23 protein-coding genes are annotated in these 23,397 nt (G+C 70.7%); 10 read left to right on the top strand and 13 right to left on the bottom strand.

Annotated features, from left to right (window positions below):
- Positions 1-91 precede the first annotated feature (91 nt).
- The 3 genes from ACH4S7_RS29200 (at position 92) to ACH4S7_RS29210 (ending at position 2,559) form a co-directional block, all read left to right on the top strand.
- The gene (locus tag ACH4S7_RS29200) at positions 92-529 is read left to right on the top strand and encodes a DUF4442 domain-containing protein (RefSeq protein ID WP_398524477.1); all 438 of its coding nucleotides are present in this window, start codon (positions 92-94) and stop codon (positions 527-529) included.
- A gap of 61 nt (positions 530-590) precedes the next feature.
- Complete coding sequence (locus tag ACH4S7_RS29205; protein WP_398524323.1) at positions 591-1,124, top strand: gamma carbonic anhydrase family protein; 534 nt, start codon at positions 591-593, stop codon at positions 1,122-1,124.
- Between the two features lie 208 nt (positions 1,125-1,332).
- Positions 1,333-2,559, top strand: a complete 1,227-nt coding sequence (locus ACH4S7_RS29210) for a cytochrome P450 (RefSeq protein ID WP_398524324.1) — start codon at positions 1,333-1,335, stop codon at positions 2,557-2,559.
- A gap of 146 nt (positions 2,560-2,705) precedes the next feature.
- Here ACH4S7_RS29210 and ACH4S7_RS29215 read toward each other — a convergent pair whose 3' ends face one another.
- The 5 genes from ACH4S7_RS29215 to ACH4S7_RS29235 form a co-directional block, all read right to left on the bottom strand.
- Complete coding sequence (locus ACH4S7_RS29215) at positions 2,706-3,989, bottom strand: cytochrome P450 (RefSeq protein ID WP_398524325.1); 1,284 nt, start codon at positions 3,987-3,989, stop codon at positions 2,706-2,708.
- Entirely contained in the window at positions 3,986-4,600 is a 615-nt protein-coding gene (locus tag ACH4S7_RS29220) for a GTP-binding protein (protein WP_398524326.1), read from the bottom strand. The genes ACH4S7_RS29215 and ACH4S7_RS29220 overlap by 4 nt, the downstream gene beginning before the upstream one ends.
- Entirely contained in the window at positions 4,581-4,940 is a 360-nt protein-coding gene (locus ACH4S7_RS29225; protein ID WP_398524327.1) for a DUF742 domain-containing protein, read from the bottom strand. The genes ACH4S7_RS29220 and ACH4S7_RS29225 overlap by 20 nt, the downstream gene beginning before the upstream one ends.
- Entirely contained in the window at positions 4,937-5,356 is a 420-nt protein-coding gene (locus tag ACH4S7_RS29230; RefSeq protein ID WP_398524328.1) for a roadblock/LC7 domain-containing protein, read from the bottom strand. Before ACH4S7_RS29230 ends, ACH4S7_RS29225 begins: the two co-directional genes overlap by 4 nt.
- A gap of 157 nt (positions 5,357-5,513) precedes the next feature.
- Positions 5,514-7,220, bottom strand: a complete 1,707-nt coding sequence (locus ACH4S7_RS29235; RefSeq protein WP_398524329.1) for an ATP-binding protein — start codon at positions 7,218-7,220, stop codon at positions 5,514-5,516.
- A 476-nt stretch (positions 7,221-7,696) separates the two neighbouring features.
- Between ACH4S7_RS29235 and ACH4S7_RS29240 the strand changes: the two genes are divergently transcribed.
- The 3 genes from ACH4S7_RS29240 (at position 7,697) to ACH4S7_RS29250 (ending at position 9,769) form a co-directional block, all read left to right on the top strand.
- Positions 7,697-8,455 (top strand): acyltransferase, encoded by a 759-nt coding sequence (locus tag ACH4S7_RS29240; RefSeq protein WP_398524330.1) that lies wholly within the window; start codon positions 7,697-7,699, stop codon positions 8,453-8,455.
- A 102-nt stretch (positions 8,456-8,557) separates the two neighbouring features.
- Positions 8,558-9,148, top strand: a complete 591-nt coding sequence (locus ACH4S7_RS29245; protein ID WP_398524331.1) for a helix-turn-helix domain-containing protein — start codon at positions 8,558-8,560, stop codon at positions 9,146-9,148.
- A 57-nt stretch (positions 9,149-9,205) separates the two neighbouring features.
- Positions 9,206-9,769, top strand: a complete 564-nt coding sequence (locus ACH4S7_RS29250; RefSeq protein WP_398524332.1) for a YbaK/EbsC family protein — start codon at positions 9,206-9,208, stop codon at positions 9,767-9,769.
- Positions 9,770-9,784: 15 nt separating this feature from the next.
- Here ACH4S7_RS29250 and ACH4S7_RS29255 read toward each other — a convergent pair whose 3' ends face one another.
- The gene (locus tag ACH4S7_RS29255; RefSeq protein WP_398524333.1) at positions 9,785-11,395 is read right to left on the bottom strand and encodes an MFS transporter; all 1,611 of its coding nucleotides are present in this window, start codon (positions 11,393-11,395) and stop codon (positions 9,785-9,787) included.
- Positions 11,396-11,606: 211 nt separating this feature from the next.
- Between ACH4S7_RS29255 and ACH4S7_RS29260 the strand changes: the two genes are divergently transcribed.
- Positions 11,607-12,368 (top strand): TetR/AcrR family transcriptional regulator, encoded by a 762-nt coding sequence (locus tag ACH4S7_RS29260; RefSeq protein WP_398524334.1) that lies wholly within the window; start codon positions 11,607-11,609, stop codon positions 12,366-12,368.
- 151 nt (positions 12,369-12,519) lie between these two features.
- Positions 12,520-13,230 (top strand): 3-oxoacyl-ACP reductase FabG, encoded by a 711-nt coding sequence (gene fabG / locus ACH4S7_RS29265; RefSeq protein WP_398524335.1) that lies wholly within the window; start codon positions 12,520-12,522, stop codon positions 13,228-13,230.
- 63 nt (positions 13,231-13,293) lie between these two features.
- Here fabG and ACH4S7_RS29270 read toward each other — a convergent pair whose 3' ends face one another.
- From ACH4S7_RS29270 to ACH4S7_RS29285, 4 genes are all read right to left on the bottom strand, one after another.
- A complete protein-coding gene (locus tag ACH4S7_RS29270; RefSeq protein WP_398524336.1) occupies positions 13,294-14,331 on the bottom strand; it encodes an NAD-dependent epimerase/dehydratase family protein in 1,038 nt (345 codons plus the stop codon).
- 58 nt (positions 14,332-14,389) lie between these two features.
- Entirely contained in the window at positions 14,390-15,013 is a 624-nt protein-coding gene (locus tag ACH4S7_RS29275; RefSeq protein ID WP_398524337.1) for a dTDP-4-dehydrorhamnose 3,5-epimerase family protein, read from the bottom strand.
- A 340-nt stretch (positions 15,014-15,353) separates the two neighbouring features.
- The gene (locus tag ACH4S7_RS29280) at positions 15,354-16,463 is read right to left on the bottom strand and encodes a DegT/DnrJ/EryC1/StrS family aminotransferase (RefSeq protein WP_398524338.1); all 1,110 of its coding nucleotides are present in this window, start codon (positions 16,461-16,463) and stop codon (positions 15,354-15,356) included.
- The gene (locus ACH4S7_RS29285) at positions 16,460-17,008 is read right to left on the bottom strand and encodes an LmbU family transcriptional regulator (protein ID WP_398524339.1); all 549 of its coding nucleotides are present in this window, start codon (positions 17,006-17,008) and stop codon (positions 16,460-16,462) included. The genes ACH4S7_RS29280 and ACH4S7_RS29285 overlap by 4 nt, the downstream gene beginning before the upstream one ends.
- A 1,109-nt stretch (positions 17,009-18,117) precedes the next feature.
- Here ACH4S7_RS29285 and ACH4S7_RS29290 point away from each other — a divergent pair.
- Complete coding sequence (locus tag ACH4S7_RS29290) at positions 18,118-19,650, top strand: aromatic amino acid lyase (RefSeq protein ID WP_398524340.1); 1,533 nt, start codon at positions 18,118-18,120, stop codon at positions 19,648-19,650.
- 431 nt (positions 19,651-20,081) lie between these two features.
- Here ACH4S7_RS29290 and ACH4S7_RS29295 read toward each other — a convergent pair whose 3' ends face one another.
- The 3 genes from ACH4S7_RS29295 to ACH4S7_RS29305 form a co-directional block, all read right to left on the bottom strand.
- Complete coding sequence (locus tag ACH4S7_RS29295) at positions 20,082-21,308, bottom strand: methyltransferase domain-containing protein (RefSeq protein ID WP_398524341.1); 1,227 nt, start codon at positions 21,306-21,308, stop codon at positions 20,082-20,084.
- A gap of 116 nt (positions 21,309-21,424) precedes the next feature.
- A complete protein-coding gene (locus ACH4S7_RS29300) occupies positions 21,425-22,042 on the bottom strand; it encodes an LmbU family transcriptional regulator (protein WP_398524342.1) in 618 nt (205 codons plus the stop codon).
- A gap of 216 nt (positions 22,043-22,258) precedes the next feature.
- Positions 22,259-22,705 carry a CoA-binding protein gene (locus ACH4S7_RS29305; RefSeq protein WP_398524343.1) on the bottom strand — a complete coding sequence of 149 codons (447 nt, stop codon included), beginning with the start codon at positions 22,703-22,705 and terminating at the stop codon, positions 22,259-22,261.
- A 62-nt stretch (positions 22,706-22,767) separates the two neighbouring features.
- Between ACH4S7_RS29305 and ACH4S7_RS29310 the strand changes: the two genes are divergently transcribed.
- Positions 22,768-23,394, top strand: coding sequence for a YigZ family protein (locus ACH4S7_RS29310; protein WP_398524344.1), 627 nt, complete (start codon positions 22,768-22,770; stop codon positions 23,392-23,394).
- Positions 23,395-23,397 lie beyond the last annotated feature (3 nt).

Genomic DNA, 23,397 nt, shown 5'->3' on the forward strand with positions numbered 1-23,397 from the left:
CCGGGACGCGTGGGGCTCTCCGGGGCGACGGCGGCAGCTATGGCCAGTGAAGCTACCCATAGGTAACATCGCTGTCATGGACGCTGAACAGATGACCGTCGGCGAGCTGCTCGCCGCCACCGTGCCCATGGCCGGCACCCTCAAGCTGGAATTCCTGGAGACCACCGCCGAGCGTGCGGTGGTGCGCCTGCCCGACCAGCCCGAATACCACAACCACCTCGGCGGCCCCCACGCCGGCGCCATGTTCACCCTCGCCGAGACCGCCAGCGGCGCCGTCGTCATGGCCGCCTTCGGCGACCAGATGAACCGAGCCGTACCGCTCGCTGTCAAGGCGGAAATCGGCTACAAGAAGCTGGCGATGGGTGAGGTCACCGCGACGGCGACCCTCGGTCGACCGATCGCCGAGGTCGTCGCCGAACTGGACGCCGGCCGGCGCCCGGAGTTCCCCGTGCGGATAGCCATCCAGCGCGCGGACGACGCCGTGACCGGTGAGATGACCGTCGTCTGGACCCTGCGCCCGCACTCCTGATCGCCCGCTGGATAGGCTGCCCGGCGTGCGCCGACGGGGCGTGCGCCGGAAGGAGACGTCAATGACGGCAGAGGCATGGATCGCGGGCGTGGCCGGCCGGAAGCCGGAGATCGCACCGGATGCCTTCACCGCCCCGACCTCTGTGGTGATCGGTGAGGTCACCCTGGGTCCAGGTGCCAGCGTCTGGTACCACGCCGTGCTGCGCGCCGACTGCGGCCCCATCGTCATCGGCGCCGACACCAACATCCAGGACAACTGCACCGTCCATGTCGACCCCGGCTTCCCCGTCACGGTGGGCGAACGGGTCACCGTCGGACACAATGCCGTGCTCCACGGCTGCACCGTCGAGGACGATGTGCTCATCGGGATGGGGGCCACCGTTCTCAACGGCGCCCACATCGGCGCCGGTTCACTCGTCGCCGCGCAGGCCCTCGTCCCGCAGGGGATGCGGGTCCCCGCCAACTCCCTCGTCGCCGGCGTTCCGGCGAAGGTCAGGCGTGAGCTGACCGAGGAGGAGCGCGCGGGTATCCGGCTCAATGCCGCCATGTATCTGGAACTGGCCGAGGGGCACCGCGGCGCGGTCCGGGTGGAGTGAAGTGCCCTGGGCGGGGGGCCGTTCGGGTGGGCGCGACGCCCGGGTGGGACTCGGGTGGGACTCGGGCGGCTCGTTCAGGAGGGTCGAACGTCCCTGGCGGAACCCATGCGGGGCGTGAACAATCGGATTCGGCCAAGATCGGTCTGTCTTGGCTGATGAACGATCAATAACCTTGTGTGCGTTGTCCGTCACTGTCGAGGGAGCGTCCATGTCCACCACCCTGCCCATTCCCGACATTCTCTCGCCCGAGTTCGCCGCCGACCCCTATCCGGCCTACCGCGCCATGCGGAAGCACGCCCCGCTGCTCTGGCACGAACCGACGAAGAGCTATCTGATCTCGCGCTACGACGACGTCGAACGGGCCTTCAAGGACAAGGCGGCCGTCTACACCACCGACAACTACCGTTGGCAGATCGAACCCGTCCACGGCCGGACGATCCTCCAACTCAGCGGGCGCGAGCACGCCGTACGACGGGCGCTCGTCGCCCCCGCCTTCCGGGGCACCGACCTCCAGGAGAAATTCCTGCCGGTCATCGAGCGCAACGCCCGCGAACTCATCGACGCCGTCCGACACACCGGCGAGGCCGACCTCGTCGACGCCTTCGCCACCCGCTTCCCCGTCAATGTCATCGCCGACATGCTCGGCCTCGACAAGGCCGACCACGCCCGGTTCCACGGCTGGTACACCAATGTCATCGCCTTCCTCGGCAACCTCGCCGGTGACCCGGAGGTCATGGCGGCCGGTGAGCGCACCCGGGTGGAGTTCGCCGAGTACATGGTCCCGATCATTCAGCACCGACGCGAGCACCTCGGCGACGATCTGCTCTCCACCCTCTGCGCCGCCGAGGTCGACGGTGTCCGGATGAGCGACGAGGACATCAAGGCGTTCTGTAGCCTGCTGCTCGCGGCCGGGGGCGAGACCACCGACAAGGCCATAGCGGGCATCTTCGCCAATCTGCTCGCCCACCCGGAGCAGCTCGCCGCGGTCCGCGCGGACCGCACTCTGATCGACCGGGCGTTCGCGGAGACCCTGCGGTTCACTCCGCCGGTCCACATGATCATGCGGCAGACGGCGACGGAGGTGACCGTCAGCGGCGGGACCATTCCGCCGGGCGCCACCGTCACCTGTCTGATCGGGGCGGCCAACCGGGACGAGGAGCGTTACCGGGAGCCCGACGCGTTCGACATCTTCCGCGACGACCTCACCGCGACGACCGCGTTCTCCGCCGCCGCCGACCATCTGGCCTTCGCGCTCGGGCGGCACTTCTGTGTCGGGGCGCTGCTCGCCAGGGCCGAGGTGGAGATCGGGGTGAACCTGCTGCTGGACGCGATGCCGGACATGCGGTTCGCCGACGGCTTCACCCCTTCGGAGCAGGGCGTGTTCACGCGGGGGCCGGTCTCCCTGCCCGTGCGGTTCACCCCTGTGGCGGCTTAGCGGCGCGCTGCTCGGGTGGGAACGGGGGCGGTGCGCGGGTGCGCGGGTGGGGCCGGGGCGCCCCCTCCCGCCCCTGCTCCCGTGACCACCGTGCAGTGATGCCTGGGTGGTCCGCCCCCGGAAGTGGGCCCCGGGGGCGGGTGGGGTCATCTGATGACGGGGGTGAATCGGACCGGGAGGGCGGCGAGGCCCCGCATCCAGATCGACGGGCGCCAGGTCAACTCCTCCGGCTCCACTGCGAGCACCACGTCCGGCAGCCGCTCCAGCAGGGTCTCCACCGCCGTACGGGCGATGACATCGGCCAGCAGCGGCGCCGGATAGGGACAGCGGTGCTCGCCGTTGCTGAAGGAGAGGTGGGCGGAGTTCTCCGCGCCGACATGTCCCTCGGGCCAGATCTGCGGATCGGTGTTGGCCGCCGCGAGACCCAGCACCACACAGTCGCCGGCCCGGATCTGCCGGCCGCCGAGCTGAGTGTCCCGCACCGCCCACCGGCCGATGAAATTCTGGGTGGGCGTGTCCAGCCAGAGCACTTCATTGAGCGCCTGACCGACACTGAGCCGGCCACCGGACACATTGAGCGCGAAACGGTCGTCGGTCAGCAGCAGACGCAGGGTGTTGCAGATCCAGTTGGCCGTCGGCTGCTGCGCCGCCGCGATCACCGAGATCAGGTCCTGGACGATCTCCTCGTCCGTCAGCCCGGCCGGATGGCTCAACATCCTGGACGTGACGTCCGGCCCCGGAGCGGTGCGCTTCTCCTTGACCAGCCGCTGGATGCGCTCCTGCACCCGGATGTACGCGGCCACCGGATCGTCGCCCTCATGGGCGTCGAGCGAGATCTGGAGGTCGCGCACCAGCTCCTCGGTGTCCGAGCTGCCCGCGGGCATCCCACACATCTGGACGGCCGCCCGCATCGGCAGTGCGTGGGCGTACGTGGACATCAGCTCGGCCCGCCCGCTGCCGGCGAACGCGTCGATCAGCCGCTGGGCGATCCGCCGGCTCCAGTCGGCCAGTTCGAACTGGTCCACCGACTCCAGCGCCTGGGTGATCACCCCGGCCCGCCGCTGATGCTCCGAACCCTCGGTGAACAGGACGGACTGCTGGTAGCCGACGAACGGCATCAGCGGCCAGTCCGCCGGGATCGCCGGCCACTGGTTCCAGCGCCGCGAGTCCCGGGCGAACAGCTCGTCGTGCGCGGTCACATAGGTGACCTCGGCGTAACCGAGCACCAGCCAGGCCGGAATGTCGCCGTCGAGCAGGATCGGCGCCACCGAGCCGTGCTCCCGACGCAGCGTGCGGTACAGCTCCGACGGGCTCTGCTGGTACTCCAGGCCGGACAGTGGAATGGCGCCCGCGTGCGCGGGACAGCCCGGTGGCGGCGCGCTCCCGTGGCGGATCGCTTCGGGTGTCTCGGGTCCCGTGAGTTCGGTCATGGGGTCATCTCCCGTGCCGTGGCCAGTGCGTGCAGATGGTCGACAAGGCTGATCAGGACGTGCTTGCCGGAAGAGCGGACCCGGGCGTCGCAGTCGATCAGCGGCACATGGGCAGGCAGCGCTAGCGCCTGGCGTATCTCGTCAAGCGAATGGGTGGCGGAGTCGTCGTCGAAGCGGTTCACGGCCACGACGAACGGCGTCCGGTGGTGTTCGAGCCGGTCGACGGCGTACCAGGAGTCGCTCATCCGGCGGGTGTCGACCAGGACGACGGCGCCGAGCGTGCCGGTGAAGAGCCGGTCCCAGAGGAACCAGAACCTCTCCTGACCCGGTGCCCCGAACAAGTACAGGACCATCCGGTCGTTGAGGCTGATCCGGCCGAAGTCGAAGGCCACCGTGGTCGTGGTCTTGGTGGTGAGCCCGTAGGTCTCGTCGACACCGACACCGGCCTGGGTCATCAGCTCCTCGGTGTTCAGCGGACGGATCTCGCTGACCGAGCGCACCAGGGTCGTCTTGCCCACCCCGAAGCCGCCCACGATCACGATCTTCAGTCCGGTCTCGGCGGAGTCGGCGAGCGGAGTACGGCCGGTCGTTTCAGAGGTTACGGAGTCCATGGAGCACCTCCTCCAAGAGGGCCGAGTCGGGCAGGTTCACGAGCGAGCGGGCCGCCCGTGGATGGCGGGCCGTGATGCGCCCCATCGCCAGGAGATCGCCCAGCAGGATCCGTACCACCGTGACCGGCAGCTTCAGCTCCGCCGAGATCTCCACGACCGCGATCGGGTGCCGGCAGAGGTCGAGGATCCGTACGTGCTCCGACTGGGTGCCGGAGGACGGGTCGCACTCACTGACGATCAGCGTCACCAGATCGAAGCTGTCGTCGTTGGCGCGACTGCGGCCGCCGGTGACGGTGTAGAGCCGGTCGGGATCGCCCATGTCCACGGGGCGGCGGATCATGAGAGCGGGCTCTCCGGGGACGACTGGCGGGGTTCGGCCCGCAGATGGTCGCCGATCTGTTCGACCAGCTCCGTCATCTGGTGTCCGACGGCCCCCGGATCGGCTCCGTCGGCGGCGACGACCGCCAGATGGGCGCCCGCGCCCGCCTCCACGATGAAGAGCAGCCCACCGTGGAATTCGGTCATCGAGTGCCGGACACCGCCGCTGCCGTTGCCGAACTCGGCCGACGCGCCCTGGGCCAGCGCCTGGATGCCCGAGCAGATCGCGGCGAGCTGGTCGGCCTGGTCGAGCGTCAGATGAGGTGTCCAGCACAGCTTCAGCCCGTCCCGGGAGAGCACCAGGGCGTGCCGGGTGCCCGGGGTGCGCTCAAGAAGGCTTTCGAGTAGCCAGGTCAGGCTGTTGTCAGTGGTCTGCATGGTCTGCGTGGGGCGAGTGATACCGGACGGTCCGGTCACCGGCCCGTGCCTCCTGTCTGGGATGCGTACCCGGAGGTACGGCGGGCGGGACTTGCGCAATGCGCCCAGGTCCTGTCCGGGCGATCTTCGAGGATCAGCCCGGCAAGATCGCCACGACCTAGGGCTCGGGCGTCGCCGAGGGCTGCTCGCCCCGGCCCTGGCGCCCGCGGTGGAAGGCGCCGAACTGGGTACCGGCGTCGCGGCCTGGGGTGTCGGGAGGCCGGGGCGCCGGCGTCTCATCGGCATCAGGCCGGCCCCGGTCGGCGGCGGCCATGGTCCGCCCCGGGGGCCGTACGGGCAGTCCGTTGGGCGTCGCCAGCTGGGGGCCGTTCGGTGCCGGGAGCGCCGCCGAACCGGTGGGGGAGTGCCCCCCGGGAGGGGGCGGGGTCGCCGGGAGGGCCGGGGCCTGCGGCAGCGGCTGGGACTGCTCAGGGACGAGGGCCGGACGGTGGCTCAGCGGCTCCACGGCATTGACCCCCGACTGCTGGTGCAGCAACTGCGGCGGGAAGAGCACCACGACACCCGTGCCGCCACGCGACGAGGGCCGGAAGTTGACGCTCAGGTGGTACTTGGCGGCCAGCTTGCCGACCACGACGAGCCCGAGCCGGGTGCTCTGGAGGGTGGCGAGGTCGTCGAAGCGCCCGGCCACCGCCTCCTCCGCGCGCCGCATGGCGGCGTCGGCCATCTTCAGACCGCTGTCCTCGATGGTGATGACCAGCCCGGCCGTGCGCTCCTCGACGTAGACGTGGACCTCGTCGATCGGCGGCGAGAAGTTGGCGGCGTTGTCCATCAGCTCGGCCAGCAGGTGCATCACGCCCTCGGCGGCGTAACCGGCGACGGCCGCGGTGCTGGAGGAGTGGAGTCGCACGCGCTGGTAGGACGCGATCCGGCCGACCGCGCCGCGCAGAATGCTCTCCATGCCGATCGGCTTGTTCCAGGCCCGGCTCGCCCGGCCACCCATCAACAGCGCCAGCCGGTCGGTCAGCAGACCGAGCTGTGAGGTGTTGTGATCGAGCCTCAGCAGATCCCCGAACACGTCTTCGCCGTGACGATCCTGCATCTCGCGGAGCTCGGCGAGCATGCTGACGGCCTTGGCCTGGACCCGGCTCAGCACCTTGGTGCTCGCGCCCTGGGCCACCGCCGCGCGCCGCTCGCTGAAGGCGAACTCCCGCACGATCGAGTCGAGGGCCACCCGCAGTCGCTGATCGGACGGCTGCTCCAGTTCGGCGAGCGCGGTGTCGGCGGAGGCGCCGCCGCGCAGTCGGTCGAAGGCGGCGGGCAGGGTGACCGTCGTCAGTCGGTCGAGATCGCCGCCCGCCCGCGCGAGCTGTCGTACGGCGTTGGCGCTGTCCACCTCGGCGGTCCTGGCCCGCCGCTCGCTCGCCGCCAGTTCGCCGGCGAACGACTGGAGCAGCCTGCGCAGCCGCAGGTCGGCGGGTGGCGCGGTGACGGAGAGCGTCGCCTCGGCGCTCTCACCGTCGCGCAACCGCTTGACCACGGACGGGAGGGTGACGTTCAGGAGATGGGCGGAGTCCGCGCCGGCCTGCGCCGACTCGGCCTGCACCGCGCGGAGTTCGGTCCCCGCTGCGATGGCGGTGGCGCGCAGTCGACGGGCGTTGAGCGTGGTGCCGGCGACCGTGGCGGCCAGGCAGAGCCAGGCGACGGCGACGGTGGCCGCGACCCAGACGCGGGCGGCGCCGGGAGCCGCCATCACCGCCGCGCCACCGACGGCCCCGGCCACCGCCATCGAGATCAGCGGAACGGCGAGGGTCAACGGCCGTGACGTTCGTATCCTGCGCGGTTTGGGGGCGACTGGCACTGACATGCGGTCCCTCGCTGCTCTAGTCCGGGGGAGAACAGGCAGGCCGACCGGCACCGCGTCGGCCGAACACGTGGACTGGGGCACCGACAAGTTGACGGTGATCTTCCGTGTGTATGTGGCGTTCATGCTAGTCACGCCCCGCAGTCGGCGAGTCCGCACGGGGCCCGCAGCCCACAGATCGGGGGAGTTCGTCCCGAAGTCGTCGTCTGGTTCCGGGGGTCGTGGTAAGCGGGTGTTTCTTCAAGGACACTGCCCAAAGTCGGGGGCCGTGCGGGGTGGGGCGGCCGCCGGGTGCCCTGGCGGCAGCGGTGAAAACGGCGCACAGGAGTCCGAATCCGCGTGTTGGAGCGATTGTTTTCAGCCATCTGAAGTCCAACCTGCCCCGATCTCGACCGATGACGCGGGTCAACCGGACCGTGGGGTGAACATCACAGCTCACTGCCCTGATCCGGCCATGTCCCGCCGACTACCGTGGGCGCGTGCCCAGAAACCGAAACACGTTCTCATCGCCATCCGTCTGGTGGCGGGGTGTTCTCGGCCGCGCCGTCCACCGTGGCTGGCACTGGGTCCGCGAGGTGGGTGCGGTCACCGCCGCGCACCCCGGACGGCTGCGTTTCCGGTCCATCGGGCCCGGCACCCGGCTGGCCTTTCCGCAGGGCACCGTGTTCGGCGAGGAGTGGATCGAACTGGGTGACCACTGCGTCATCGGCGAACAGGTCACCCTGACGGCCGGCATGATGCCCGGTCTGGATCTGGGCCCCGACCCGATCCTGACCCTGGGGGACGGCGTCGTCCTCGGCCGCGGCAGCCATGTCATCGCCGACACCCGGGTGATCATCGGCTCCGACACGTACTGCGGCCCGTACGTCTACATCACCTCGACCAACCACAGTTACGACGACCCGGCGCAGCCCGTCGGCAAGCAGTGGCCGCGCACCGAGCCGGTGACGATCGGCCCCGGCTGCTGGCTGGGTACCGGCGCCGTGGTGCTTCCCGGTGCGCGGCTCGGCCGGAATGTGGTGGTCGCCGCGGGTGCGGTCGTACGGGGTGAGGTGGCCGACCACTCCGTGGTGGCCGGGGCCCCTGCGCGCACCGTCCGGAGCTGGGACCCCGAGCGGGGCTGGCAGCCCCCGATCCGTACGCCAGCGCCGGTGCCGATCCCGGACGACATCACTCCCGAGCAGCTCGTGGGGCTGGCGAAGCTGGCTGAGGACGGCCGGATCGCGGCGCCGGAGTGATCCGGCCCCGGGGGGCCTCGCAGTACAGTGCGGCGAACGGTGGGGTGCGGCACGCCGTAGTGCAAAACATTTGACCCTGTCATTTAACTCCATGGATGGAATGTGTCGGACCTCGACCAGCTCACCCAGTCGCTCGCCCGGAACCTCAAGCGCTGGCGCGGTGAGCGGGCGTTCACCCTGGACGCCCTCGCCGCTCGCGCGGGGGTCAGCCGGGGCATGATCATCCAGATTGAGCAGGCCCGGACCAATCCGAGCGTCGGAACCACGGTGAAGCTCGCCGACGCCCTCGGCATCAGCATCACCACGCTCCTCGATTACGAACAGGGCGCACAGGTCCGTCTGGTCGCCCCTGACCAGGCGGTGCGGATGTGGTCCACATCGACCGGCAGCTCCGGCCGGCTGCTGATCGGCACCGAGAAGCCCGGTCCGCTGGAGCTCTGGGGCTGGCGGCTGATGTCCGGCGACAGCAGCGAATCCGACGCGCATGCGGAGGGGACGGTCGAACTGATCCACGTCAGCGCCGGGGAGCTCACCCTCATCGTCGACGGGGAGGCGTACACCGTCCCTGCCGGGACCTCGGCGAGCTTCGAGGCCCAGGTGCCGCACGGGTACCGCAACGACGGCGCCGAGCCGGTCGAGATGACGATGGCGGTCTCGGTCCCGGCGCTGCATCAGACGCTCCGCGGCCGGTGATCCCGCTCCCTGGGACGGTGGGGTGCCCCCGGTCGCGGCGCTGTTAGCGTGCCGCGTATGCGCGCACCCATCGGAACCTTCGACGACGCCCGGCCCGCCGCCGACCGCCTTGATCTGCTGCCCGCGCCGGTCGCCGCCGCCGTACGCGACCTGGACGACCCCGATTCCCCCGAACGGTTCCTCCATGTCGACACCGAGCCGGAGATCGCGGACACCGCGGTCTTCGTCGAACGACACGGCCTTGAGCTGCTCGAACAGTCCGCCAACTGTGTCGTCGTGGCGGCCAAACGGGGCGGTGTGACCACGCTCGCCGCCTGTGTGGTGCTCTCCGGTGCCCGTGTCGATGTCAACGGTGCCGTCCGTAGACAGCTCGGCGCCCGCAAGGTGTCATTCGCCGCTATGGAGACCGCCACCGGCGAGACCGGGATGGAGCACGGCGGAATCACGCCCGTCGGACTGCCGGCCGACTGGCCGCTGCTGGTGGACTCCGCCGTCGTGGACACCCCGTGGGTGCTCATCGGCAGCGGGCGGCGGCGTGGAAAGCTGATCGTGCCCGGCAAGGCGTTCGCGGCGCTGCCGGGCGCGATCGTGCTGGCGGGGCTCGGGGCTGACCCAGCCTGATCCATCGGGAACGGCCTAACTCCCGCCGTCCGGCGGTGATTTCGCCGGGGTCGCGCTCTCGGGCGCCCGGCGGCGGGCCCGTGCCACGAGCAGCAGGCCGCAGGACCAGCACACGTCCACCAGCACGATGAAGGTCCAGATCTTGCCGGTGCCGTAGACCATCCCCTCGAAGCCGGATTCCCGGCCGCCACCATTGATCAGCCTGGTGGTGAAACCCTCGGCGACCAGGTCCCCGATCCAGGAGAGTCCGAGGATCAGCAGCACCACTTGGGCGACGGCGAACGCGGCCAGCCGGGCCCCCAGCTCCCTGACGGGACGGCGCGGTGCCTTCGGAGCGGCCTCGGGGGCCGGCTTCGGAGCGGCTTGACCGGGGTGCTCGGGTGCCTCCGGCGCCTTGTGCTCTTCGGGTGCTTTCGGCGGAGGTGGGGGCGGTACGTCGGCGACGCCGAGGCTCCGTACGGAGCGGGGCACGATCACCGACCCGGCCAACAGTGCTGCCGCCGCGACCAGACATGCGACGGTCCAGTTCGCGCTGTCGTAGAGCTTGCCCGCCACCAGCGACCCGGCCAGCGCGCCCAGCAGGCTCGCCGACTCGTACACGCCCATGCCGCGGCCGGCCTGCTCGCCGGATGCCTCGGCGATCACGGCCTGCTGGATCGGCATCACGGTCGCCCAGGCGAGTCCGCTGAGAATCCAGAGCACCGCGATCACCACCGGATGCGGCGCCCACGCCAGGTTGGCGGCGAACGCCGCGCTGGAGAGCGAGGCGAAGGTCAGCACCCGGGTCCGGCCGAAGCGGACCACGAAGGTGTGCAGCCGCTCGGCGGCCATGCTCATCGCGATGGCGCCGGGCAGGAAGACGAAGGCGACCTCCAGGACCTCCAGATCGAAGCCGCGCTGGAGATGGAGCACCAGCAGCAGGGAGATCGCGGCCTCGGCCGTCATGGTGAAGGCGACGGCGAAGAGCATCGGCCGCAGCTTCCGGCCCACGGTGCCGAGCCCGGCCGCCGCCGTGCCCTCGTCGGCGCGCTTCTCGGGGACCGCGCGGCGGGGGGAGACCAGCAGCAGGACCGCGGCGACGACGCAGGCGGCGGCGCAGGCCAGGAAGACACCCCGGTAGTCGATCGCGCTGATCAGGGTCATGCCGACGAGGAAGGCGATCCAGGAGCCGTTCTCCTGTGCGGCGAGCAGCCGGGGGAAGACGGCGGAGTCCTCCGTGAGCCGCTCGCTGATGATCGCCCGGACGGCGACCCAGAGCAGCGCGCCGCCCGCCCCGCCGACCGCGGCCGCCGCGTAGGCGAGGGGCGCGCTCTCCGCGAGCGCGTAGCCCAGGGCGGAGAGCGCGTAGAGCACGGCACCGGTCGCGGCCACGTTACGGCGTTCGTAGGTATCGGCGAGGATGCCGGCGACGGGCCGCATGACGACCGAAACGGCCATCTCCACGGCGAGCAGAATGCCGACCTCGGTGGCGCTGAGGCCGATGGCCGCCCCGGCCCAGAGGGGGAGCAGGAAGTCGATCAGCTCGGTGGGCCCATGGGTCAGGGTGGCCGCCAGCAGGGTGTTCTCCTCGCGGCGGCGACGTGTCCGCGGGTCCTTCGCCGCTGACACCGGAATGTCTCCGATCATGCTCAGACCTCATAACTCCGAACGATGTTCGTCTAACTCCGAACGTTATATTGAGTTTTTCGGCTGCGCAAAAGCGCGGGTGCGGACGTACGAGTGCGAAAGTACGGGCACGGACAGGTGGAGGCCGCCCGCCGGGGGCACGGTGCGCGAAACGGCCCTCCCGCCGGTGCGCAGGCGAGAGATGGTCGAACGACAGGTCAGGGGCTTATCAATGGCACACGCGCCCATCGGGACCGGCACGCGGGAGCGTGCTCTGGAGCTGCTCTGGAGGGACGGGCGGCGCGGCTCCCGCGGCCCCGAGCGGGGGCTCACCCTGACCCGGATCGTGCGCGTCGCGATCGAGCTGGTGGAGGCCGAGGGAGCGGCCGCGCTGTCGATGCGCCGGGTGGCGACCCGGCTCGGCATCGGCACCGCATCCCTCTACACCTATCTGCCCGGCAAGGCCGAGCTGGAGGCGCTGATGCTCGACGCCGTCGCCACCGGACCCGTACTGCCGCACGAATGGCCGGGGGACTGGCGCGCCAAGCTGGAGTCCTGGGCCCATGACGACTGGCGGGAGATCCAGCTCCACCCCTGGGTGCTGCGACTGCGCGGGGCCGAGCAGGTGCCCGGCCCCAACATGCTGCGCTGGCTCGACTCGGCGCTGCGGGTCTTCGACGCGACCGGACTGAGCGAGCCGGAGAAGCTGGCCGCCGTCGAGTCGGTGGACGCGTATGTGCGGGGGCTCGCGCGGCTGCGGCTGGACAGCGGTCAGCCGCCCGGGGGCGCCGGTGTGCCGGGGGTCGAGGAGACCCGCCAGCGCGATGACGCCCTCGGCCGGCTAGTCGACTTCGACCGCTATCCGGCGCTTCGGCGGGCCCTGTCGCAGGGCGCCACTCCGTACGCGGGAGATCAGTTCGACTTCGGACTCCAGCGGCTGCTCGACGGCATCGAGCGGCTGATCGAGAGCCGCGCCGACCAGGCGGACCGCTGACCCCCGCCGCTGGTGGTTCCCCCGGAGCCCCTCCCACCGGGGTTGAATCGGTAAAGCCTCTCTGCTTCTCTGGGCCTTCTCCGGGCGTCCGCGCGGAGGGGAGCCGTCGCACGGTTTCAGCGCTCTGGTGACGATGGGGGAGCGAATGCCCGTGGCCGTCTCACGGTCCGTTCTGATAACCGGGGGAAATCGCGGAATCGGACTGGCCGTCGCCCGGGCCATGGCCGCGGCCGGGGACCGGGTCGCGATCACCCACCGCTCCGACGCCCCGCCCCCCGGCCTCTTCGGCGTCCGGTGCGATGTCACCGACGCCGGGCAGGTCGACCGGGCGTTCACGGAGGTCGAGGCGGAGCACGGGCCGGTGGAGGTGCTGGTCGCCAACGCCGGGATCGCGGCGGACCGGCTGGTCGCCGTGATGTCGGAGGCCGAATTCGCCACCGTGCTGGACACGAATCTCACCGGTGCCTTCCGGGTCGCCAGGCGCGCCGTGCCGCCGATGGTGGAGAACCGGGGCGGGCGCATCATCCTTGTGTCATCCGTCTCCGGAATGCTCGGCGCGACCGGGCAGGCAAATTACTCGGCGTCCAAGGCGGGGCTCATCGGATTCGGGCGTTCACTCGCCAGGGAACTCGCCCCGCGGAACATCACCGTGAATGTCGTGACCCCCGGTCTCATCGACACGGACATGAGCGCGGCGATCCCGGAGGCCCGGCGGGCCGCGATGGTGCGGGCCATTCCGCTGGGCCGGACCGGCACGGTCGAGGAGGTCGCCCGTGCCGTGCTGTTCGTGGCCGGGCCGGACGCCGGCTGTCTCACCGGTGCCGTCATCCCCATCGACGGCGGACTGGGTATGGGGCACTGAGGGACGGGAGGGGGCGACGCCCCGGGACACGGGTCGCCGCCCCCTGAACGACTCTGCGGCCGTTCAGACGGACGGACCGCCGGGCGCCGCCGTGCGGGCCAGGAAGCCGACGGTCCGTACCAGCCCCTGGCGCTGCGGCACCCTCGGCTCCCAGCCGGTGACCTTCCAGAACGCCGACGAATCGATGGTGAAGCTCTGGAAGTCCGCCGCGGTGGCGTGGTCCGGCGGCTCCACCGTGATCACCGGCACCGGGGGTCGTTCCGTCAGCTCCGAGGTGATCTCCGCGACCGTCGAGAAGAGTTCGGCGAGACTGGTGGTCCGCCCGGTGCCCACCAGCCAGTGCCGCCCGGCGAGTTCGTCGATATGGCCGACCGCCGCGATCAGGGCGCGGGCCGCGTCCTCGACATGGAGCAGGTCACGCCCGATGTCCCCGTCACGCCAGACCGTCAGCGGCTGCCCGGCGAGCGCGCGGCGGGCCATGGCGGTGATCACGCCACCGTCCGAGGCCGTCGGTGTGGAGCACTCCCCGAACACCGTCGGCAGCCGCAGGGAGACGGCCCGGAGCACCCCCTCCCGGGTGGCGTCCAACAGGGCCCGCTCCGCGGTCAGTTTGTGCCGGTCGTAGCCGCTCGCCGGTCTGTCCTCCTCCGTGCCGTCGACCCGGTCGGACGCGACGAGCCCCACCTGACTGGTGGAGCCGGCGAAGACACAGACCGGCCGGGGCTCACCGGTGCGGGCGCGGAGCACCTCGACCAGATCGCGCACCATGCCCACGTTGATCCGCTCGCTGAGGGGATCGTCGCCGGTGCGCCACGCCTGGGCGCCGGACCGGTGACAGACCAGATGCACGATCACGTCGGCGTCGGCGACGACCTCCGCCAGCCGCGCGGTGTCGGTGAGGTCGGCCGTCACCACCTCCACGTCGGCGTCACCGCCGGGCGGGAGCGTGCCGGGGCGACGGGACACGAGCCGCAGCCGTACGGGCGCGCGGGACAGCATCGCGGCGACGGTGGAGCCGAGGAACCCCGAGGCGCCGAGTACGGTCACCCGGGGCCGTCGCTCCTCTCCGCCCAGCCCTGCCCAGCCCTGTACTTCATCCATCGCGGCCTCCCTCGCCGTCGGCAACATCGGTCTCCCCCGTGTTCGGAGCATTCCGGTCTCATGCGCCGCCGGGGGCGGTGGTCCGGCCGAGCAGCGCGTCGAGCCGCAGACATTCGGCGTAGTCGGGCAGCAGCCCCAGTTCCCGGGTCTCGGCGAGGGTGGGTGCCGCGCGGTCCCGGTCGGAGAGGATCGGCGGGATGTCGTCCCGCAGGGGGAGGGCGAGCGCCGGGTCGAAGACGGAGATCGCCTTCTCGTGCTCGGGTACGTAGCCCCCCGACATCAGGTAGGAGATCACCGTGGTGTCCTCCAGCGCCTGGAAGGCGTGGCCCATTCCGACCGGCAGGTACACGGCGCGGAACTTCTCCGAGTCCAGCACCACGGAGTCCCACTGGCCGAAGGTGGGCGACCCCACCCGCAGATCGACCACCATGTCGACGGCGCTGCCCCGGGAGCAGGTGACATAGGTGGCCATGCCGGGGGGCGCGGTGGTGAAGTGCACCCCGCGCACCACGCCGCGCTGATTGCGGCTGTGTCCGGTCAGGGTGATCGGGAAGAGCGGCCGGCCGGTCGCTTCGGTGAACGGTCCGTTCTGGAACGGGGAGACGAACAGGCCGCGCCGGTCGGGATAGACGTCCGGGGTGAAGGCGAACGCGCCACGCACCCCTAACTCGTTCCACTGCAAGGCGGGATCCTCTCGATCAGATGGGGGGATGGCCGACCGGGCGTACGGCCGGTGCCGTTCGGGAGAGATGCCGGGAACCGGCTCACGGGGTGTTCAGGGGGGCGTGCCGGGACCGGCGGGCCGGCCGGACCGGAGCGAGGGCTGGAGCGCCGGCCCGGCCGGGGGCCGGTGAAGGGGACCGGGGTGACCGACGGCCGCCCCCCGCCGGCCGGGCGGCGAAGCCTTCGGACGCGGTCGCGTCGGCGGCCGTCGACGCGCCGCGCTCCCGGGCGTCCGTTCCGACGATGACGCACCTCCGGAGCGCTGGGTGTGAGGAGTGGGGGGTGGGGGCGGGCCGTCGCTACAGCGTGGCGACGGTCTCGCGGAGGGCCTCGATGACGGTGTCCTGTTCGGCGGTGGAGAGCGAGGAGTACATCGGCAGGGAGAAGATCTCGCCCGCCGCCGCCTCCGTCACGGGCAGATCGCCCGGTCCGTGACCGAGATGGGCGAAGCCCTTCATGGTGTGCACGGGCCACTGGTAGCTGACGTTGAGTGCGATACCGCGCTTGCCCAGCTCATGGATGATCTTGTCGCGCTGAGGGTGTCGCACGACGTAGAGGTAGTACACGTGCTCGTTGCCCGGGGCCACGGGGGGCAGCACGAGACCGGTGCCGGCGAGCCCCTCGGCGTACCGGTCGGCGACGGCCCGCCGGGCCGCGAGATAGGTGTCGAGACGTTTCAGCTTGAGCCGCAGTATCGCCGCCTGCACCTCGTCCAGCCGGCTGTTGTGACCCGGGGTGGACTCGACGTAGTAGCGCTCCTCCATGCCGTAGTAGCGCAGCCTGCGCAGCGCCGCGTCGACCTCCGGGTCGGTGGTGATCGTCGCTCCGGCGTCGCCGTACGCCCCCAGCACCTTGGTGGGGTAGAAGGAGAAGGCCGCCGCGTCGCCCGTCGTCCCGGCCAGTCTGCCGTGCTGCCGGGCGCCGTGGGCCTGGGCGCAGTCCTCCAGGACCTTCAGTCCGTGCGTCCGCGCGTGCTCCGTGAGCGGGGCCATGTCGACGCACTGCCCGTACAGATGGACCGGTATGACGCACCTGGTGCGATCCGTGATCGCGTCCGGTATTCGGTCGACGTCCATCAGGAGGGTGTCCGGATCGATGTCGACGAAGACCGGGGTGGCGCCCACGGCGTCGATGGCGATCACCGTGGGGGCCGCGGTGTTGGAGACGGTGATGACCTCGTCACCGCGGCCCACGCCCAGGGCGCGTAAGCCCAGGACGATGGCGTTGGTTCCGTTGTCGACGCCCACGCAGTGCGGTACACCGTGGTACTCGGCGAAGGCGTTCTCGAAGTCGGTCACCTGTTGGCCGAGGATCAGCCGGCCGGAGCGGAAGACGGTGTCGACGGCGTCGAGGATCTCCTCGCGCTCGGCCTCGTACTCCGCGAGGTAGTTCCATACGTTGATCGTCATGCTCGGGCGTTCCCTCCGTGGACCAACGGGGACGGGGTCGGAGCAGGCAGGCAGTTGTCGAGCACGGAGACGATCCATTCGGCCAGGTGCTGCCCCTGATTGGCCGCGGCCTTCTCCCAGTGCGTTCTTCGCTCGGTGGAGACCTGGAACCGGATCGCGCCGTCCGGTCCGCGCGGCGTGGACGTCACCCCGGCCGGCCGGGGCGGTGGTGGTGGTACGAGGGCCCGCCGCTGGCTCTCCCTGAGATGTCCGCGCAGTTCGTTCCGGGACCATCCGGAGCTCTCCGCCAGCCGGAGCCAGCGGTCCTGTTCCGGTACGGCCAGGCTGGCCACCTCGGCGTGGTGCTGCAAGCTGAGGCGGCCGTGGCGGCGGGCGACCGGGAACCGCCCCGCTGTCCAGGCGTAGTTGCGCAGCGTCTGATAGCTGAGGCCGGTATCCGCGACCGCGGCCTTGTAGCGGTCGGGGTAGTGGGACTGGCCGTAGATGAGCCAGTCACCGAGCCACCAGCCGGAGGAGTCGTTGATGACGAAGATATGCCTCCCCACGCTCTTCCACCGTTCCATGGGCATATCGGCCGGTAGGTCGAGTGATGTGCGACAGGTGGTGAGCGGGGATCTCGTGGCCCCTGGCGGGGATACTTCCGCGACGGTATTCGCTTTCGAGGATTGCGGCGTTCGCGGAAGAGAGTGCCACATGGATATCGCGCGGGGAGTTGCCTCTTCCCCTAACTTGACAGGCACGGTGACCTCCGTTCGAGCATGCTGATTACCCGTCCGGCCCGGGTATTCTCGGCAGTCTGCCGCACGCGGACCTGCGATGTCCAGCGAAAGGAATGCGCCGTTTCTGTAAGAACTGCCAGGGTCTGACATGCATACGTTCGCCCGTCGGTGCGGTTATATGCGGAGTCAATTGGTCCGAATCACTGGCGGTGGCGGTGGGGCGGGGGTGTCCTCCTCGGATCGGTGCACCGCCCGCTACGCGCGGGGGTTCGGCCCCCCGGGTGGCGGGTCGGGCGGCCCCGGGGCTGTCGGCTCGGTGTCCTGATCCCGCCCGACCCGCGACCCGAGGCCCGTGTCCCGCCGCCGTCCCGCCGGCGGGACACGGGACACAAGCCTCTGCGTTTCGGTCACGAGTGGGGTTCCGCTGCTCCCGGTCAAAAGAATGGGGAGATGGAAATGGGCGCCCTCGGCGGTGAAAGAAGCGCACTGCAACGCGTCGCCGAAACGATGGGGAAAGCGGCCGGAGTTCGCGCTTCGGACCTCGCGCCCCAGGAACCCTGACCGACGGGCCCGGAATCGATTCGCTTTCCATGACTGGGGACGCCCGTACGGTTCAGCGAAAAGGTCGGGAATTTAATGCCCGGCGAGTATGTCGCCGCCGCCGGGGGGACCGTTCGGTGCCTTATTGATCCGCTGCTGATCGACCACGGTATGTGGCTTGCCCGGTCGCTTCCCCCCGGTCGGGCCGACCGACAGTCCCGCACCGGCGAGCTGCTCGAGAGCGCCTCCGTACGGGTCCTGATCGCGCGCACCGGCGCGGGGGGTCCGTCCGCGGCGGTGCGCCGGCCGGCCGCTGTCGGGCGGATGGACCGCTCCGGCACTGGCAAGCTGCGCCGGGTCCGGTCACCGTTTCCGACAGACGCAGGAGCAGTCACGTGATCACAGAGGCCGTAGGGTCGCCGAAGGAACGCCTCGTCGACATCCTTCACTCCGCCCGCGCCGACGCCGTATTGGAGAAGTGCGGCCCCCTCGAAGCCGAGCGGATGCGGGCCGGGGTCGAAGGGCTCAACCGGGTACTGGCCGGAGAGGAGCAGCTCTACGGCGTCACCCGGGGGTTCGGCCCCCTCGTCCTGTACTCCGCGAGCGAGTCCCACGCCGAACAGGGCGCCGGACTCATCGCCCACCTCGCCACCGGCCAGGGCGGACCCCTGGCGCCCGAGGTCAGCAGGCTCGTGCTCTGGATACGGCTGAACAGTATGCGGCAGGGCCACTCGGCCGTCGCCCCCGAATTCTGGGACGGTCTCGCCGACCTGTGGAACAAGGGCTTCACCCCCGTCATCCCGCGCGACGGCACGGTCAGCGCCAGCGGTGACCTACAGCCACTCGCCCACGCCGCCCTCGCCCTCGCCGGCGAGGGCGAGGCGTGGCTGCGCGACGACGCGGGGGAGTGGACCGTCCGCCCGGCCGCCGAGGCCCTGGCGGCCATCGGCGCGAGCCCGGTCGACTGGCAGGCCCGCCAGGCCCTCGCCTTCGTCAACGGGACCAGCGTCGGCCTCGCCGTCACCATGATCAACCACCGCCAGGTGATGCTGCTCTGCCGCGCCGTCGCCGCGCTCACCGCCCGCGCCGTGGAACTCCTCGGCGCCGGACCGGAGGCGTACCACCGCGGTGTCGGCCACGTCCGCGGCCAGCTCGGCCAGATCGTCGCCGCCCGCTGGATCCGCGAGGGTCTCCCCGACGGCCAGCGGCGCGACCCCGCCCGCCCCCTCCAGGAGCCGTACAGCCTGCGGTGCGCCCCGCAGGTCATCGGCGCCGTCGTCGACCAGCTCGCCGCGCAGGAGGACATCCTCGTCCGCGAGGCCACCGGCTGCACCGACAACCCCGTCTACTTCGAGGGCGAGTTCCTGCACGCCGGCAACTTCCACGCGATGCCCGTCGGCCTCGCCTCCGACCAGATCGGACTCTGCCTCCAGCAGATCGCCTTCCTCGCCGACCGCCAGCTCGCCCTGCTCTGCGCCCCCCAGACCAACGGCGATCTGCCGCCCATGCTCACCCCCAACCCCGGCGGGGGCAGCGGGCTCGCCGGTGTCCAGCTCAGCGCCACCTCCTTCACCTCGCGCATCCGGCAGCTCGTCTACCCGGCGGGCCTCACCGCGCTGCCCACCAACGGCTGGAACCAGGACCACGTACCCATGGCGCTGAACGGCGCCAACTCCGTCGGCGAGGCCGTCGAGCTGGCCTGGCTGATCGTCGGTTCGCTCGGCCTCGGCGTCACCCAGTACGCGGCCATGACCGGAAAGTCCGTCACCGGCGACGGCGTCTGGGCCGAACTCGCCCGCAGCTCGCCCCCGCTGACGGCCGACCGGCCGCTCGCCGCCGAGGTGCGGGCCGCGCGCGACGCCCTGACCGCGTACGCCACCCGGCTGATGACCGAGGAGGAGAGCGGCGACGCCGGCTACGGTTCCTGATCCCCCGGCGCGGGCCGGTCCACCGGTCAGCGCCGAGGTGGTCGTCGAGGATCCGGAGCCCCCCGCCGGCCGGTCCTCCGTGCGCCGACCCCGCTCACCGCCCTCGTCCGCCTCCCGTTCGCCTCCCGTTCGCCCCGGCGGGGGGCCCGACGCCGCGCCGTCGGCGGGGGCGTCGCGGGAGGGCGGGGTGCGCGTACGGGGCGCTCCGGGACCCCGCCGTACCGCATCGAGCATCTGGGCGGACGGCACCCGGCACACCGGGGCACACCGTGCGGCGGGCCCGGAGGGACGGAGGCGCGGCGCCCGTACGGCGCCGCGCCTCCGCGTGTGCCGGGGGCCCGCCGCACGCGCTGTACCACCGGCGACGACCGCGCCACGCCGATGGGCGCGCGATCATCGCCGGTGGCGGGGGCCGTCCGGGTCGTCCCGGCTCAGGCGAGATGCACCTCGGGGACATAGCGGATCCACCGACCACCCGCCTTCTGAAATGCCTCCTCCTTCGCCAGAATCTCCTCGGCGTGGTTCCAGGCGAACAGGACCGCGTAGTCGGGGTAGTCGTCCGCGAACGCCTCCGGGGAGACGACCGGAATGTGCGTACCGGGCGTCACCCGACCCTGCTTGGCCGGGGTGCTGTCACTGACGTACGAGATCAGGTCGGAGTCGATCCCGCAGTAGTTGAGCACCGTCGCGCTCTTCGCCGTCGCGCCGTAGCCCGCCACCACCTTTCCGCTGTCCCGCAGTTCGCGGAGCAGCTTGACGAGGTCGTCCCGGGTCTTGAGCACCGACCGCTGGAAACCCTCCAGGGTGTGGCGCTCGGTGAGCTGTACGGACTTCTCCTCCGCGAGCAGGTCGGCGACCGCGGGGGTCGGCTGCCGGGCACCGGCGCGGGCCAGGGTGTACCGGACCTCTCCGCCGTGGACCGGGAGCCGCTCCACATCGACCAGCTCCAGGCCGTTCCGGGCCGCCATCTCCTGGATCGACCGCGCCGTGAAGAAGTAGAAGTGCTCGTCGTAGATCTGGTCGAAGGACGTCTTCCGTACTATGTCGGCGAAGTACGGGTCCTCGAAGACGAACACCCCGTTGGGCGCCAGCAGGGTCGTCACACCGCGCAGCACCGAGTCCATGTACGGGATGTGGCTGAGGGTGTTCGCGGCGAAGATGACGTCCGCGGGCCCGTCGGTGGCCCGGACGTCGGCGGCCGTGGACTCCTCGAAGAAGTCCTTCCGCACCCGGACGCCGTGCGCCGCCGCGAGGTCGGCGACGCCGCCCGACGGCTCCACACCGAGGTGGCGGATGCCGGCCTTCGCCACCGTGCCGAGCATGATCCCGTCATTGGAGCCGAGTTCGACTATGAAGGGGTCGGGTCCGGTCAGTTCGGTGTCTATGAAGCGCTGGGCCGTGGCGGCGAAGTGCTCCCGCATCCGGGACGAGCCGGAGGAGTGGTAGGGGTACTCCTCGTGGAACATCGACTCGCGCGGCACCTCCTCCAGCAACTGCACCATCGTGCAGGTGGAGCAACTCCCGACCGCCAGCCGGTAGAACATCTCCGGCGCTGAGGAACCGGGGGCGACGAAACGGTCCGCCAGGGGTTGCTTGCCGAAGTCGATGAATTCAGTGACCTCTCCGTCGCAGATGCGGCACACGGATGTTTCCTGCATATACGGCTCCTCGGTGAATGGTGATGTGCCGTTGAGTCGCTTCATCTTTCAGCAAAGCGGCGGCACTTCCGAGAATACGGGCAGGCAGGGTGCGCAAGTATGGGGAAAAGCCTACGTCAGTGTCGTCGGAGTGCGGAGTCGGCGGCCTCGTCGATCCTTTTGATGATCCATCCGCTGAGATCGCGCTCGTCCCGCTGGGCGGCCTCTTCCCAGCGTTCGCACTGCTCGGGCGACGCGATCACCTCCAGGACCGCGGTCGCGTCCCGCCCGGCCCCCTCGCGGCAGGGCCGGGCGGCTCTGATCCTGCGCCGCAGCTCATTGCGTGACCAGCCGAGCCGTTCCGCCCGGCCCAGCCAGTGGTCCTGCTCATCGGCGGCCATCGCGGCGACCTCGGCATGGTGCTGGAGGCTGAGGGCGTAGTGCCGGCGGGACGCGGGGAACTTGCGGGCGATCCAGGCGTAGTTGCGCAATGTCTGATAATCCAGGGATGATTCTTCGATCGCCTGCCGGTAGCGATGGGGGTATGTGTCCTGGCCGTAGACGAGCCAGTCCCCCAGCCACCAGGCGGAGGAGTCGGCGATGACGAAGATTTGCTCGCCGATGGCCTTCCAGTTGTCGAGCGCCAAATCCTCGGGAAGGGAAAGGGAGGATCTCCGGGTCTGTGCCCTGCCGTCGAGCGGCAATCGCCCCCGGGAGGCTCTCGCCGCTGGTAAGGCCCCATCCGGCTGTTGCATGCACGACCTCCAACCCATGGGCGGTCAAGACTAGATGCTGTCTAAAGCGACCGTAAAGAAGCATTCATGGGCTGTATGAAATCGTTCGGTTTCTCGCGGTGTCCGGGACGGCGGGCCGTTCGTGCGGTATAAGGGCCGCGCCGTACGGGGCGGCGTTCCCGCGGTGCAAGGGCCGCGCCGTACGGGGCCTCACGGGCCGGGCGCGATGCCAACGCCTCAGCCCGGCTGCCCGGTGAGTGCGGGGATCTCGATCGCCGGGCAGTGGTCCATCACCATGTCCAGACCGGCCGCACGCGTCCGGTCGTACGCCTCCTCGTCGACCACTCCGAGCTGGAACCAGACCGCCTTGGCGCCGATCGCGACGGCGTCGTCGGCGACCGCGCCCGCGAGATCGGAATTGACGAAGACGTCGACCACGTCGACGGGGAAGGGGATGTCGGCGAGTGTCGCGTACCCCCGCTCGCCGTGGACGGTGGCGGCCTTCGGATGTACGGGCACCACCCGCTTGCCGAAGCGCTGGAGGACGCGGGCGACGCCGTAGGCCGCCCGCGACTGGTTGTCGGACAGGCCCACCACCGCCCAGGTGTCGCCCGTCGTCGTCAGGATCCGGCGGATCGTCTCCGCCTCGGCGTCGCCGTGGATGGTGTCCGTGTCTGCGTCCATGTAGATCACAACGGGCGACCCATGCGGAGCATTCCCCTTCGATTGCCGCATAGGGTGGCCTGATGCAGGAGCGGTACCGGACGGTCGCCCATGAGGGTGTGCACGAGACAGAGATCAACAGATCGCGCTTCATCTGCGCGCTCGCCCCCGCCGCGACCGAGGAGGAGGCGCAGGCGTTCGTCGCCCGCGTCCGCCGGGAGCACCCGACCGCCACCCACAACTGCTTCGCCTATGTGATCGGCGCCGACGCCTCCGTACAGAAGGCGAGCGACGACGGTGAACCCGGTGGTACGGCCGGTGTCCCCATGCTCCAGATGCTGACGCGGCGGGACGTGCGCTACGCCGTGGCCGTCGTCACCCGCTACTACGGCGGGGTGAAGCTCGGCGCGGGCGGACTGATCCGGGCGTACGGGGGAGTGGTGGGTGAGGCCCTGGACGCGCTCGGCACGATCACCCGGCAGCGCTTCCGGCTGGCCACCGTCACCGTCGATCATCAGCGGGCGGGGAAGCTGGAGAACGATCTGCGAGCCACCGGGCGATCTGTGCGGAATGTGAACTATGCGGAGAATGTCGTGATCGAGATCGGGTTGCCGGACGCCGAGGTCGACACCTTCCGGGGCTGGCTCGCGGACGCCACGGCGGGCGCGGCACGGCTCGAACTCGGCGGCGAGGCGTACGGCGACGCGTGATTT

This window comes from Streptomyces sp. NPDC020965 (assembly GCF_044333555.1).
GTDB lineage: Bacteria > Actinomycetota > Actinomycetes > Streptomycetales > Streptomycetaceae > Streptomyces.

Bases quoted from the DNA above. Each gene is read 5' to 3' on its own strand.
- ACH4S7_RS29200 (WP_398524477.1), top strand. From the start codon at position 92: ATGACCGTCGGCGAGCTGCTCGCCGCCACCGTGCCCATGGCCGGCACC.
- ACH4S7_RS29205 (WP_398524323.1), top strand. From the start codon at position 591: ATGACGGCAGAGGCATGGATCGCGGGCGTGGCCGGCCGGAAGCCGGAG.
- ACH4S7_RS29210 (WP_398524324.1), top strand. From the start codon at position 1,333: ATGTCCACCACCCTGCCCATTCCCGACATTCTCTCGCCCGAGTTCGCC.
- ACH4S7_RS29215 (WP_398524325.1), bottom strand. From the start codon at position 3,989: ATGACCGAACTCACGGGACCCGAGACACCCGAAGCGATCCGCCACGGG.
- ACH4S7_RS29220 (WP_398524326.1), bottom strand. From the start codon at position 4,600: ATGGACTCCGTAACCTCTGAAACGACCGGCCGTACTCCGCTCGCCGAC.
- ACH4S7_RS29225 (WP_398524327.1), bottom strand. From the start codon at position 4,940: ATGATCCGCCGCCCCGTGGACATGGGCGATCCCGACCGGCTCTACACC.
- ACH4S7_RS29230 (WP_398524328.1), bottom strand. From the start codon at position 5,356: ATGCAGACCACTGACAACAGCCTGACCTGGCTACTCGAAAGCCTTCTT.
- ACH4S7_RS29235 (WP_398524329.1), bottom strand. From the start codon at position 7,220: ATGTCAGTGCCAGTCGCCCCCAAACCGCGCAGGATACGAACGTCACGG.
- ACH4S7_RS29250 (WP_398524332.1), top strand. From the start codon at position 9,206: ATGCGCGCACCCATCGGAACCTTCGACGACGCCCGGCCCGCCGCCGAC.
- ACH4S7_RS29255 (WP_398524333.1), bottom strand. From the start codon at position 11,395: ATGATCGGAGACATTCCGGTGTCAGCGGCGAAGGACCCGCGGACACGT.
- ACH4S7_RS29260 (WP_398524334.1), top strand. From the start codon at position 11,607: ATGGCACACGCGCCCATCGGGACCGGCACGCGGGAGCGTGCTCTGGAG.
- ACH4S7_RS29270 (WP_398524336.1), bottom strand. From the start codon at position 14,331: ATGGATGAAGTACAGGGCTGGGCAGGGCTGGGCGGAGAGGAGCGACGG.
- ACH4S7_RS29280 (WP_398524338.1), bottom strand. From the start codon at position 16,463: ATGACGATCAACGTATGGAACTACCTCGCGGAGTACGAGGCCGAGCGC.
- ACH4S7_RS29295 (WP_398524341.1), bottom strand. From the start codon at position 21,308: ATGCAGGAAACATCCGTGTGCCGCATCTGCGACGGAGAGGTCACTGAA.
- ACH4S7_RS29300 (WP_398524342.1), bottom strand. From the start codon at position 22,042: ATGCAACAGCCGGATGGGGCCTTACCAGCGGCGAGAGCCTCCCGGGGG.
- ACH4S7_RS29305 (WP_398524343.1), bottom strand. From the start codon at position 22,705: ATGGACGCAGACACGGACACCATCCACGGCGACGCCGAGGCGGAGACG.
- ACH4S7_RS29310 (WP_398524344.1), top strand. From the start codon at position 22,768: ATGCAGGAGCGGTACCGGACGGTCGCCCATGAGGGTGTGCACGAGACA.